This window comes from Enterobacter sp. RIT418 (assembly GCF_003057745.1).
Lineage (GTDB): Bacteria > Pseudomonadota > Gammaproteobacteria > Enterobacterales > Enterobacteriaceae > Enterobacter.
The window spans coordinates 165,860-179,047 of the sequence record NZ_QBJD02000005.1 but is presented as its reverse complement, the minus strand read 5'-3'; the positions used below and the strand labels follow the sequence as shown (position 1 = coordinate 179,047).

The 13,188-nt window shown below is 59.2% G+C and carries 10 protein-coding genes; 5 read left to right on the top strand and 5 right to left on the bottom strand.

Annotated elements, in window-relative coordinates:
- Positions 1-92: 92 nt before the first annotated feature.
- Entirely contained in the window at positions 93-2,873 is a 2,781-nt protein-coding gene (locus DBY73_RS07605) for a flavocytochrome c (RefSeq protein WP_112010571.1), read from the bottom strand.
- A 605-nt stretch (positions 2,874-3,478) separates the two neighbouring features.
- Between DBY73_RS07605 and DBY73_RS07600 the strand changes: the two genes are divergently transcribed.
- Complete coding sequence (locus DBY73_RS07600; protein ID WP_112010570.1) at positions 3,479-4,987, top strand: anion permease; 1,509 nt, start codon at positions 3,479-3,481, stop codon at positions 4,985-4,987.
- Positions 4,988-5,043: 56 nt separating this feature from the next.
- Positions 5,044-6,693 (top strand): class I fumarate hydratase FumA, encoded by a 1,650-nt coding sequence (gene fumA / locus DBY73_RS07595; protein ID WP_112010569.1) that lies wholly within the window; start codon positions 5,044-5,046, stop codon positions 6,691-6,693.
- A 46-nt stretch (positions 6,694-6,739) separates the two neighbouring features.
- Here the strand turns inward: fumA and DBY73_RS07590 are convergent, their stop codons facing one another.
- The 3 genes from DBY73_RS07590 to DBY73_RS07580 all read right to left on the bottom strand — a co-directional run bounded on the left by DBY73_RS07590 (position 6,740) and on the right by DBY73_RS07580 (position 8,519).
- Positions 6,740-7,042: a helix-turn-helix domain-containing protein gene (locus DBY73_RS07590; protein ID WP_112010568.1), complete on the bottom strand. Its 303-nt coding sequence runs from the start codon at positions 7,040-7,042 to the stop codon at positions 6,740-6,742.
- Positions 7,043-7,046: 4 nt separating this feature from the next.
- Positions 7,047-7,400 carry a type II toxin-antitoxin system RelE/ParE family toxin gene (locus DBY73_RS07585; RefSeq protein ID WP_112010567.1) on the bottom strand — a complete coding sequence of 118 codons (354 nt, stop codon included), beginning with the start codon at positions 7,398-7,400 and terminating at the stop codon, positions 7,047-7,049.
- 186 nt (positions 7,401-7,586) lie between these two features.
- On the bottom strand, positions 7,587-8,519 hold the full coding sequence (locus tag DBY73_RS07580) for a LysR family transcriptional regulator (RefSeq protein ID WP_112010566.1): 933 nt from the start codon (positions 8,517-8,519) through the stop codon (positions 7,587-7,589).
- Between the two features lie 67 nt (positions 8,520-8,586).
- Here DBY73_RS07580 and DBY73_RS07575 point away from each other — a divergent pair, with 67 nt between their 5' ends.
- The 3 genes from DBY73_RS07575 to DBY73_RS07565 all read left to right on the top strand — a co-directional run bounded on the left by DBY73_RS07575 (position 8,587) and on the right by DBY73_RS07565 (position 12,235).
- On the top strand, positions 8,587-9,885 hold the full coding sequence (locus DBY73_RS07575; protein ID WP_112010565.1) for a serine hydrolase: 1,299 nt from the start codon (positions 8,587-8,589) through the stop codon (positions 9,883-9,885).
- 261 nt (positions 9,886-10,146) lie between these two features.
- On the top strand, positions 10,147-11,442 hold the full coding sequence (locus DBY73_RS07570; RefSeq protein WP_112010564.1) for an MFS transporter: 1,296 nt from the start codon (positions 10,147-10,149) through the stop codon (positions 11,440-11,442).
- Between the two features lie 10 nt (positions 11,443-11,452).
- Positions 11,453-12,235, top strand: a complete 783-nt coding sequence (locus DBY73_RS07565; protein ID WP_112010563.1) for a substrate-binding domain-containing protein — start codon at positions 11,453-11,455, stop codon at positions 12,233-12,235.
- Here DBY73_RS07565 and DBY73_RS07560 read toward each other — a convergent pair.
- Positions 12,216-13,130, bottom strand: coding sequence for a LysR family transcriptional regulator (locus DBY73_RS07560; RefSeq protein WP_112010717.1), 915 nt, complete (start codon positions 13,128-13,130; stop codon positions 12,216-12,218). The genes DBY73_RS07565 and DBY73_RS07560 overlap by 20 nt on opposite strands.
- Between the last annotated feature and the right edge of the window lie 58 nt (positions 13,131-13,188).

The window sequence follows — 13,188 nt, the reverse complement described above, 5'->3', positions numbered from 1 at the left end:
GCAGTTTCCTTAGCTGTAGCCCCGGCAGGCACCGCGCCGCCGGGGAAATTGCCGGATAACGCTGCGCTTATCCGGCCTACAAAACAGGTGCCTTAGCGTTTTTTCGAACGCATCGCCGCCTGATGTCCTGCAAGGGTACCAAATATAATGATATCTGCCACCGCGTTACCGCCAATGCGGTTGCCGCCGTGAATGCCGCCAACGACTTCACCGGCCGCGTAAGCGCCTGGCAGGACGTTGTGGTTGGCGTCCAGCACGCAGGTATCGGTGTTGATGGTCACGCCGCCCATGGTGTGGTGCACGCCCGGCGCAATCTGAATGGCGTAGAACGGCCCTTCGTTGATTGGCGCACGCAGCGCGGTGGTACGGCCAAAATCATCGTCGTGCTGTTTCTCAACGAAACCGTTGTAGCGCTCCAGCGTGGCGAGGAAGGCGTGGGGATCCATGCCGAGCGCTTCAGCGAGCGCCTTAGGCGAGCTGGCGCTGGTAACGAACCCTTTGGCGATATACTCATCCGCCGCTTTGTTTTTAGCGCGAACGTGCTCGTCGAACACGATGTAAGCGTATTTTTCCGGCAGGGCGATAATCTGCGCGGAGACTTTATCGCGGGTCGACATTTCGTTGTAGAAGCGCTCTCCTTTCTGATTGACCAGAATCGCCCCGCCGCCGCGGATGGATTCGGAAATCAGGTACGAGGTTTTCTGCTCCACGGTGGGGTGGATCTGAATTTCGCCCATATCCACGGTGCCCGCGCCGATGCGCTCCAGCAGCGCGATACCGCCGCCGGTCGCCCCTTTGTGGTTGGTGGTGACAAACCCCTCCAGGTCCGGACGGTATTTCACCACCATCTGGCTGTTGGCGCTGAAGCCGCCGGTCGCCACGATGACGCTTTTGGTCGCCACGGTCAGCGTTTCGTTCTCTTCGGTGGTCAGGCGCACGCCGGTGACTTCGCCGTTTTCAAAGACAATGTCGCTGACGGAGGTATCCAGCATCACCTCGATATTGCGTTTGTTCACGTTCCGCACCAGGCCGCTGATCAGATAGCCGCCCACCGCGGAGCCGTCTTTTGGACGGTGGGTACGGTCGATGCTCATCCCGCCGGTAGTGGTGATGTCGTTAAGCATAATGCCGCGGGTTGCCAGCCACTCGATGGCCTGCGGCGCGTTTTCCACGAAGCGGCGCAGCAGTTCCGGGTTGTTCTTGTTTCCGCCGCCCTTCAGCGATTCCTGATAGAACAGCTCTTTGCTGTCCTGAATCCCCTTCACGCGCTGGAAGCGGGTTTCCGCCGCGTTCATCCCGGCGGAGGCTTTGATGGTGTTCCCGCCGATGGTCGGCATTTTTTCAACGATCAGCACGCTTGCGCCTTCGTCGTGCGCCTGAATCGCCGCCGCCAGACCGGCGCCGCCGCTGCCGACTACCACAACGTCAACGCGTTTGGTTTCGTTCGGATCGACACCCTCTTCCGCCGCCAGCGCCTTGCTGGACTTCAGCATCGCTTTCGACACCGCTTTTTTCACCGCTTCGCTCTGGCTGGTTGCGCCAGTGATAGCGTCCACGTGCGGCGTATTGGCGTCCAGAATGCGCGAGCGGATCTCTTCAAAGCTGGTGACGAACTCAACGTCATCGGACGGGCCGGAGGCCAGCTCGATATCGGCGATACGGTCGGTTTCGAGGCTGACGTTAACGATCAGCTCGTTGGCATCATCCTGGACTTTCTCAACGAACAGGCCCGGCTTGAATTTGGATTCGCCCATGCTCATGTCGCGGATCATCGCTTCAACCAGCGAGAAGCGCCACAGCGGCTCAGGAATGCTCAGCGCCTCGCGCTGAGTGCTGTCCATAAACAGCTCCAGCGTTTCGCCAGCGGCGATGCGGTCGGTCCAGTCAGGGTAGGCAATGGTCGCGCGGCCCACGGCCACCAGATCGTAACCGTGATCCAGCGCCTCATTGACGTCAGCGGCGTTCACCACGCCGCCCACGCCCATCACCGGCACCTGCGCCAGCGTGTCGGAGCGCATCGCGCAGTATTTTTCGATAAGCGGAGTGGGGTCCTGGGTATCGACAATGGAAGGACGCAGGGTTGCGCCTACCGAGAAGTGGAGATAGTCCACCCCGCGCGCCGCCAGTTTTTCCAGCAGGTACATGGTGTCGTCAAAGCGAATGCCGGGGACTTCCATCTCTTCCGGCGAGAAGCGGTAGCCGACAATGAAGGCATCGTCCGCGTACTGGCGCACCATTTTATGGGTGATATCCAGCACCGCCAGCGGGAATTTGGCGCGGTTGTCGCGGCTGCCGCCCCACTCGTCGTCGCGCTGGTTGGAATTGGGGGAATAGAACTGCTGAATCAGGTAGGTATTTGCCCCGTGGATTTCCACGCCGTCGAAACCGGCCTGGATCGCGCGGCGAACCGCCTCGCCAAACTTGCCGATCATACCTTCAACTTCTTCGCCGGTCAGGGCTACCGGGGTGGCGGCACCGTCGCGCGGCGCGGCAACGGCGCTTGGGCCAACCGGGGTACGGCCACCGATCAGTTTCGGGTCAACCATGCGGCCGCCGTGGTAGATCTGCAGCAGCGCTTTTGAACCTTTGGATTTGATCGCCTCGGCGATTTTCGCCAGCCCGGCGATTTTTTCGTCGCTATCGATGCCGATCGCGCCCGGGAAGGCCAGGCCAAGATCGTCAACGAAGCAGCACTCAACGATAATGGTGCCGATGGTACCCGCGCGTTCGCGATAGTATTCCACCAGCTCGCCGGTGACCGTACCGTCATAGTAGCCGGTGCAGGTGGTCATCGGTGCCATAAACAAACGATTTTTCAGCTCGGTGCCATTGGGTAAGGTAAATGGGCTTAACATGCGTTCGTTCGCGTTCATAATAAAACTCCAAACTTTAAAAATTAAGAATTCGTTATCAGGCTCGTTTTAGTTCGATATTTTTATGCTGATGTCATGTTATTAATATAACGCTTTCTTTAGTTACTAAAGAAATTACGTTAGTTAATAAACTAATTAATCCCTTCAGTAACATTAATAACACATTGGTGTTAGTCATCTAAATAAGTTAATTCACAACATTTTAAACAATGTTAACCAAACGCTAACGTCAAAATCGCTCTACAAAGCAATAAAAAACATGAAAAACAGAAGCATATACACAACACCACTTTCTCAATGTTACCAAAAAGATACACAAGGCTGACTTAATATGTCATTAACCACATAGCTCTGTAGGGTTATTTCATGGCGATGAAAAATACCTCTCCAATTCTCTTTTTTTGATCGCGATCAATTGTAATAGCATCCAAAGGCGCAATATATAAACATCATCTTTTTTTAATTTAACGCCGACAAAAAAGCGTTAATTCGTATTTATGGAAAATGTAGCGACGCGCTTTAATAACTAAAGAAAGAAAAGAAACTAAAAAAAGCGAGCGAGCATTTTTCAGAACAGCATTCTTAACAACTTAAGACGTGAAACTATGAATACAAAAACTGCTGTAACGCCTCCTGCGGCGAGTAAAGCATCTGACGGTAAAGCAAAACGTCTGGTGATGATGGCGCTGCCCATCGTCGTCGCCGTGCTGCTGCTGTTTGTACCGGTACCGGAAGGCCTGCCTCCTTATGCCTGGCACTACTTCGCGATCTTTGTCGGCGTGATCGTCGGCCTGATCTTCGAACCGCTGCCGGGTGCGGTGATTGGCCTGACCGGCGTGGTCGCCATCGCGCTGTTCAGCCAGTGGGTATTGTTCAGCCCCGAACAGCTGGCTGACCCAAAATTCAAGCTGGCGGGCGCCTCCTTTAAGTGGGCCGTAAGCGGCTTCGGCAACTCGACCGTATGGCTGATTTTCGGCGCGTTCATGTTCGCCGCGGGCTACGATAAAACCCGCTTCGGCCGTCGCCTGGCGCTGATTCTGGTGAAATACCTGGGCCGCCGCAGCCTGACGCTCGGCTATGCGATTACCTTCGCGGACCTGCTGCTCGCGCCGTTCACGCCGTCCAACACCGCGCGCAGCGGCGGGACAATCTACCCGATCATCGCTAACCTGCCGCCGCTGTACGGCTCAAAACCTAACGATCCGAGCGCGCGCCGCATGGGTTCTTATCTGATGTGGGTTGCCATTACCGCCGCCTGTATCACCAGCTCTATGTTCCTCTCCGCGCTTGCGCCGAACCTGCTGGCGCTGGCGCTGGTGAAAAGCATCGTCGGAATTAACATCTCCTGGGGCACCTGGTTCATCGCCTTCCTGCCGCTGGGCGTGCTGCTGATTCTGACCATGCCGCTGCTGGCCTACTGGTTCTACCCGCCTGAAGTGAAGGTGAACAACGAAGTCCCGCTGTGGGCAACCCGCGAGCTGGAAAAGCTGGGCAAGCTGTCCCGCAATGAGATCCTGCTGCTGGTGTTTGTCTGCTGTGCCCTGCTGATGTGGATCTTTGCTGCCGCGTGGATTGAACCGGCGATGGCCGCCCTGCTGATTGTCGGCCTGATGCTGTGGACCGGCGTGCTGGAGTGGAACGACATCACCGGCAACAAGGCCGCCTGGAACACCTTCGTGTGGTTCGCCACCCTGGTTGCGCTGGCGGATGGCCTCTCCTCTACCGGCTTTATCGGCTGGCTGGGTAAAGAAGGCGGCATGCTGATGAGCGGCATCTCTCCGGGCGTGGCGACCATCGTCCTGCTGCTGGCGTTCTACCTGCTGCACTATCTGTTTGCCAGCACCACCGCGCACACCACCGCGCTGCTGCCAGCGATGCTGACCATCGCCTCCACCATTCCGGGCATGAACATGGAAGTGTTCGTCCTGCTGATGGTGACGTCTCTGGGCATCATGGGGATTATCACCCCGTACGGCACCGGCCCAAGCCCGATTTACTACGGCAGCGGCTACCTGCCAACCAAAGACTACTGGCGCCTGGGCACTATCTTCGGTGCCATCTTCCTGGCGGCCCTGCTGCTGATTGGCTATCCGTGGATGTCCATGATGTTCTGATTCATAACCGTCGGTGGGCAACCTCCGGCGGTTTTATTTTTATGGAGTGAAGAGCTATGTCAAACAAACCCTTTGTCTACCAGAACCCCTTCCCGCTGTCTCACGACGACACCGAATACTACCTGCTGACCAACGAGCACGTCTCCGTTGCCGAATTCGACGGTCAGGAGGTGCTGAAGGTTGAGCCAGAAGCGCTCACCCTGCTGGCCCAGCAGGCCTTCCACGACGCGGCGTTCATGCTGCGCCCTTCCCACCAGCGGCAGGTTGGCGCCATTCTTAACGACCCGGACGCCAGCGATAACGATAAATACGTTGCCCTGCAGTTCCTGCGCAACTCGGAGATCGCGGCAAAAGGCGTGCTGCCGACCTGTCAGGACACCGGCACGGCTGCCATTATGGGCAAAAAGGGCCAGCGCGTCTGGACCGGCGGCGGTGACGAAGCGGCGCTGAGCCAGGGCGTGTATAACACCTATATTGAAGACAACCTGCGCTACTCCCAGAACGCCGCGCTGGATATGTATAAAGAGGTGAACACCGGCACCAACCTGCCGGCGCAGATCGATCTCTACAGCGTGGACGGCGACGAGTACAAATTCCTGTGCATGGCAAAAGGCGGCGGCTCCGCCAACAAAACCTACCTGTACCAGGAAACCAAGGCGCTGATCACCCCGGCAAAGCTGAAAAACTACCTGGTCGAGAAGATGCGCACGCTCGGCACCGCGGCCTGCCCGCCGTATCATATCGCGTTCGTCATTGGCGGTACGTCCGCAGAAGCCACGCTGAAAACCGTGAAGCTGGCCTCAACCCGCTATTACGACGCGCTGCCAACCGAGGGCAACGAGCACGGCCAGGCGTTCCGCGACGTCCAGCTTGAGCAAGAGCTGCTGACCGAAGCGCAGAACCTCGGCCTCGGCGCGCAGTTCGGCGGCAAATACTTCGCCCACGACATTCGCGTGATCCGCCTGCCGCGCCACGGCGCGTCCTGCCCAATCGGCATGGGCGTCTCCTGCTCCGCTGACCGCAACATCAAGGCGAAAATCAACCGCGACGGCATCTGGATCGAGAAGCTGGAGCACAATCCGGGGCAGTATATTCCCGAGTCACTGCGCCAGCAGGGCGAAGGCGATGTGGTCAGCATTAACCTCGACAAGCCGATGCCCGACATCCTGGCACAGCTCTCTGCCCATCCGGTGTCAACCCGCCTGTCGCTGAGCGGCACCATCATCGTGGCGCGCGACATCGCCCACGCGAAGCTGAAAGAGCTGCTCGACAACGGTGAAGAACTGCCGCAGTACGTCAAAGATCATCCGATTTACTACGCGGGTCCGGCAAAAACGCCGGAAGGCTACGCGTCCGGCTCGCTTGGCCCAACCACCGCAGGCCGCATGGATTCGTACGTCGATCTGCTGCAGTCGCACGGTGCGAGCATGATCATGCTGGCGAAAGGCAACCGCAGCCAGCAGGTGACGGACGCCTGCCACAAGCACGGCGGTTTCTACCTCGGCAGCATCGGCGGCCCGGCAGCGGTGCTGGCGCAAAACAGCATTAAGAGCCTGGAGTGCGTGGCGTATCCTGAGCTGGGAATGGAAGCTATCTGGAAAATCGAAGTGGAGAACTTCCCGGCCTTTATCCTCGTGGATGACAAAGGCAACGACTTCTTCCAGCAGATTCAGAACACGCAGTGTAAAGGGTGTTCACAGCGCTGAGTAAACGATCGGGCAGACCGCGGTCTGCCCGGCTTTCGCTCTGCATTTACAACACAAAATCGTAGTGCGTGCCGTCCGGCAGCTCTACGTCAAGACGCAGTTTTCCCCCCGCCGCCTCCACGTAGCGCTTTAGCGTTGACAGTTTTACATCGCGCCCCGGTTTTTCCATGCTGGCAACGGTAGGCTGCCGGATACCCAGCGCCTGCGCCATTTCAACCTGCGTTTTCTGCACCTTCTCACGCAGCTCGGCAAGATGGATGTTGAGCAAAATATCGTTTGCCATTGCCCTGGCATCGGCCACAACGTCCGGTTTTTCATGCGCAAGAAGCTGTTCAAGCGTTCTGCCCATTGCGTTACTCCTTATTAGCCAGCCTGTCCAGGTAATCGGTAAATTCCCGGTCTGCAAGCGGAATCATCTGGTCATAGAAACGTTTTTCATGACCGACTTTGCTACCGGCGCAAAGCAAAATGCCGGTACGAAAGGGATCAAAGGCGAAAAAAGCCCGTATCGGGTCTCCCCGGCTCTGAACGCGTAATTCTTTCATATTGCCAAAGCGGGAACCTTTAACCGTATCCGCATAAGGCCGTGGCAGGCCCGGTTCCTTTTCGCGTAGCACCAGTAGCGATGCTAGTACACAGGCGCGATCGGCAGCACAAAGTGCGCTAAACCAGCTGTCAAAACAATCCGTCGTCTTAATTGCCCACACAGGGCCTCCTTATCAATATAGATCACAAGCTATATAGATGCAAATCGATAAAGGAGATACTGCTGTTTTCAAAGACCAAGTGCATGTGCGTTTGCCGGGAAAGGGAACGAGGCTTCAGGCCAATCGTTGAGGCCAGTGAAAACGTTGCACCGGGTTGCGGCGCAGTGCGCAAAAGCCTCCGTACAGTTAGTGCCCATCGCACTGCCAGAGCGTCGGCAATCGCGTCAGAAGATCGTGGATCACCGCCCGCTTGTCGCTGCCCGGCTTCCAGATGGTCACCATCGTCTGGCTGATCCCCTGATTGCCCACTTCGGCATTAAGCCTTTTAACCTTTTGCCAGCGCGCGGCGTTAAGGTGCGTTGGCAAAAACCCCCAGCCGCATCCCTGCTCCAGCAGCCCGCGCAGCATCTCCAGCTCGTTGGTAAATATCGTGTGCCCGGAGATTTGCAGCCGCCTGGCAACGGGCTCGTCGGAGGACGCATGCATGATGACCTGCGGAACCAGGGAGAGATCGAGCAGCGAAAGCGGCTCCGTCGCGGCTGAAAAAAGGGTTTCTGAGGCATAGAAATCCATATCAATGGCGCCCAGCGCCCGCCACTCCATTTCATTGCCCACGCTGCGGTTGCGCGCCTGGCAGATGCCTAAATCCGCACTGCCTTGCGCAAGCGCGCGCTCCGCCTCGTCGCGCGACGCACAGGTCAAACTCAGGCGGACGCTGCGCCTGGCCATGTCGGCAATCAGCGTCTGCAAAAACGCCCGTGGGGTAAAAGGATCGTAAACGAGGGAAATCTCCTGCGTCGCGCCGGAAGGCACCTCTCTGGCAAAGGCTTCAAACGCCCGCACCTGGCGCATCAGCAGATGAGCCTGACGCTGAAGCTGCTCCCCTTCAGGGGTGAGCCGCAGCGTGCGCCCTTCGCGCACGAACAGCGTATAGCCCAGCCCGTCCTCAAGAAAATCAATCAGATCGCGCAGCGTGGTGCGATCTTTCCCAAGCTTAACCGCCGCCTGGCTCAGGCTGCCCTGCTCGGCCACGGCGGTAAACGCCTCAAGCTGGGCAAAAGAATAAATTAGCGCCGCCACGTTACTCTCCGTTCGATATTTTGGGGGAATTTCCCCCATTACGCGTTTTTTATTATAGGCCGGAGGTTCTTAAACTGAAGCCATTCCTGAGCCAAACGAGATCAACATGAAAAACAAATCCTTAAATTACACCCTGCTGGCGGGCCTGGTTTTCGGCAGCCTGCTCTCCCCCGTCGCGATGGCGGCCTGCGAAGGCACGGAGCTTAGCGCCTGCCCCGCGCCGTTTGATAAAACGCTCCCGGACGCGCACAACATGCTGACCTGGAGCCAGGCCGACCGCGTGGTCGGCTTTCGCAACGACTACCGCAACTACGCGGGCGACGTGTTCCGCCACGGCAAATCCACCCCGCTCGTCGCCGCCGATAAGCCGCTCGCCGACGCGCATTATCAGGTAAACGGTAAAACCTATAGCCTGAAGGATTACCTGCAGCGCCAGAACGTCAGCGGCCTGCTGGTGCTGAAGGACGGCAAAATCGCGTACAAATACCTGGGCGAAGGCAATACCGACACCACGCTGTGGACCTCCCGCTCGGTGGGCAAATCCGTGGTTTCGACGCTGGTCGGCATTGCCCTCAAGGAAGGGAAAATCCACTCTCTGGACGATCTCGTCACCCGCTACGAGCCTGATCTAAAAGGCACCGCGTGGGACGGCGTGACCCTGAGGCAGCTGATCACCCACACCTCCGGCGTGGCGTGGAACGAAGACTACACCAACCCGACATCGGATTTCGCGCAGCTGACCGAGTGCGAGGCTAAGCCGGGCACCTACGACTGCGTGCGCAGGCTGGTTTCCGGCCTGCACCGCGCGCATCCGGCGGGAGAAAACTGGTCCTACTCTTCCGGCGGCGCGTGGCTGCTGGGCGACGTGCTGGAGCGCGCCACCGGCATGACGCTGGCAGCGTATCTGGAGAAAAGCATCTGGCAGCCGTACGGCATGGCGAGCGACGGCGTCTGGCACGCCTACGCGAAGGGCGAGCATGACGTGGGCGCGCACGGCTTTAACGCCACGCTGGAGGACTGGGGGCGCTTCGGCGAATTTATCCTGCACAACGGCACGCTGCCGAACGGCCAGCAGATCCTGCCGGACGGCTGGGTAGCCGACGCCTCGCGCTGGACGCAGGCCAAAGGCTCGGTTTCTGACGCCCACCCGAACGGCCTCTACGGCTACCAGTGGTGGAACAACGAAGTGCCCGTCAATGCCGAAAACGTCACGCCCGCGGCTAAAGACTCGCTGAAGAACTCCCTGTGGGCGTTAGGCATTTACGGTCAGATGATCATGGTCAACCAGGCGGAAAATCTGGTGATCGTGCAGTGGTCTACCTGGCCGCAGGCCGAGCCGTCGTTCAGCGCCCAGCCGCTTGAGGCCTCGCTGATGTTTAGCGCGATAGGCAACGCGCTGCGCTAGCGTGGGAAGCCGGGCGAGGCCCGGCTTTGCATCTGCGTGACGTCACAAAAACGCACAATCAATGACTTAGCAAAACATGACGCGTGTAAAAGCGCCCATTTGTTAGGTTATTGTTGCTTATGTAACTTTTCGTCAACGATACGTCATTAATGCGCAAAACGCATCGGCCGATGCGTTTATTGCGCTTATCTCTTTCCGCTTCCTGATCCAGTTTTCAAAGACAGACGCGCAAAAACGTCAATGATAAAACTGGAGATAACCATGTATCCCTCAACCTCACCTGCAACCGTCCGGAGCAAGGCGGGCGCGATCCTTCGCGTCACCTCCGGGAACTTTCTTGAGCAATTCGATTTCTTCCTGTTCGGCTTTTACGCCACCTATATTGCCCACACCTTCTTCCCCGCCAGCAGCGAATTTGCCTCGCTGATGATGACCTTCGCGGTCTTCGGCGCGGGCTTTTTGATGCGCCCGATTGGGGCCATCGTGCTCGGCGCGTATATCGACAAGGTAGGCCGTCGAAAGGGGCTTATCGTCACCCTGACGATCATGGCCGCGGGAACGTTCCTGATTGTGCTGATCCCCTCCTACCAGAGCATCGGGCTGTGGGCGCCGCTGCTGGTGCTGACGGGCCGCCTGCTGCAGGGGTTCTCGGCGGGCGCCGAGCTTGGCGGCGTCTCGGTCTATCTGGCGGAAATCGCCACGCCGGGGCGTAAAGGCTTTTACACCAGCTGGCAGTCCGGCAGCCAGCAGGTGGCAATTATGGTGGCCGCCGCGATGGGCTTCGCGCTCAACGCGCTGATGGAGGAGAGCGCCATTCGCGAGTGGGGCTGGCGCCTGCCGTTCCTGTTCGGCTGCATCATCGTGCCGTTTATTTTTTTCCTGCGCCGCAGGCTCGAAGAAACCGAAGAATTTAGCGCCCGCCGCCAGCATCTGGCGATGCGGCAGGTCTTTACCACGCTGCTCGGCAACTGGCAGGTCGTGCTCGCAGGCATGCTGATGGTGGCAATGACCACCACCGCCTTTTATCTGATCACCGTCTACGCGCCGACGTTCGGCAAAAAGGTGCTGATGCTCAGCGCCTCCGACAGCCTGCTGGTCACGCTGCTGGTCGCAGTTTCCAACTTCATCTGGCTGCCCATCGGCGGCGCGCTGTCGGACCGCTTCGGGCGCAGGCCGGTGCTGATTACCATGGCGCTGCTGGCGCTCGCCACCAGCTATCCGGCGCTGACGTTCTTAGCGCACGCGCCGAGCTTCTCCATGATGCTGGCCGTGCTGCTGTGGCTCTCGTTCCTGTACGGCCTGTACAACGGCGCGATGATCCCGGCGCTGACCGAGATCATGCCCGCCAACGTGCGCGTGGCGGGCTTCTCGCTGGCCTACAGCCTGGCGACCGCCGTCTTTGGCGGCTTTACCCCGGTTATCTCCACGGCGCTGATTGAGTATACCGGCGATAAGGCCGCGCCCGGCTACTGGATGAGCTTCGCGGCCGTCTGCGCCCTGCTCGCCACGCTCTACCTTTATCGCCGCCGCGCGCTGGCCCTGCAAACCGCCCGCTGAGGAGTCGTTCATGATGACATTTTATCGTTCCTGCATTGCCGCGCTGATCGCGTTATCCGCCAGCACCGCCGCCGTCGCCCAGGACGTGACGGTGATGATTTCCGGCGGCTTTAGGGCCGCGCTGGAGAAGCTGGCCCCGGCGTATGAGGCCCAAAGCGGCGATCGCATCGTGCTGGTTTCCGGCCCGTCGATGGGCAAAACGCCGCAGGCCATTCCGAACCGGCTGGCGCGCGGCGAGCACGCCGACGTCACGATCATGGTCGGCAGCGCGCTTGAGCAGCTCGAGCGCGACCGCCTCGTCGCGGCGGGTTCGCGCGTCGAGCTGGCGGATTCGCCAATTGGCGTGGTGGTGAAAAAAGGCGCGCCGGTGCCGTCAATCGGCACGGACGCCGAGCTGCGGCAAACGCTGCTGGCCGCGAGCACGATTGCCTATTCCGACAGCGCGAGCGGCAGGTACGTTGAAACGCAGCTGTTCAAAAAGCTGGGCATTGTGCAGCAGGCAGGCGCGAAGGCGCAGAAGGTCGAGCGTATTCCGGTCGCTGAAGAGGTGGCAAAAGGGAAATACGCGCTGGGCTTTCAGCAGGTCAGCGAGCTGCTGCCCGTGCCGGGCGTGACCTTCGTCGGCAGGCTGCCGGACAACCTTCAGTACATCACCCGCTTCGCGGGGGCGGTTACCCAGCGGGCGGACCATCCCGCGCGGGCGAAAGCCCTGCTGGCGTACCTTTCGTCCGCGCAGGCGCAGGCGGTGATTATCAGCACCGGCCTGCAGCCGGTCAGGGCTCAGCGTCCTTAGGCAGCTGATACCGCTCGGTGATGAGCTTTTCCAGCTCGACCGCAATATAGGACTGGATCCGCCCGCTCTGGCGGATCAGGCCAACGGTGCGCTTCACGACCGGCTCCGTCAGGGGAATGTGGGCCAGAAGCGAGTGTTCGGCGCGCGGCATCGACATCGCGGGCACCGCCGCAATGCCCACGCCCGCCTCCACCATGCCGAGCATGGTCGTCACGTGCCGGGTTTCGCACAGGCTGGGCCGCGCGGGATGGATATGCCCGAGCAGCTGGTCCAGCAGGTTGCGGTTGCCCGACGTTTTATCCAGCCCGATGTAGTCCTGCTGGTAGAACGCTTCCCAGGTCAGGCTTTTTCGTTTCGCCAGCGGGCTATCGCGCCGGCAGGCGGCAACGTAGACATCCTCCACCAGCGGCACAAACTCGACGCCGGGAGGGAGGTTGCCCGCAAAGCAGATGCCAAAATCCGCCTGCCCGCCGGTGACCGCCTCAATCACGTTTCCGGCGCTGCTGTCGATGAGCTTGATGCGCACGCGCGGGTAGCGCGCCTGAAAGCGGCGGATCACGTCCGGCATAAAGTAGTAGGCCGCCGAAGGCACGGCGGCAACGGTGACCAGCCCCGTGCGCTCCTCGCTAACCTTGTCGATATCCGCCAGCATGGATTCGACGTTATCGAGGAGCTGCGCCGACCTTTCGGCAAAATTCTGCCCGTAGAGGGTCAAGGTTACCCGGCGGGTGGTTCTGTCAAAAAGCTTTGCGCCGAGCGCGGCCTCCAGCTTTTCAATCCTGCGGCTCAGCGCCGACGGGGACAGGCAGATGGACTCAGCGGCAACCCGAAAGTTGCCGTATTCCACCAGGGCTCTGAAGGCGTAAAGATCGTTAAGGTCAAAATTTACGGGCATGGCGTCGCGGTTTTCCGTTATCGGGATGACCATCATGACGGGTTTGAGCCGATTTTAA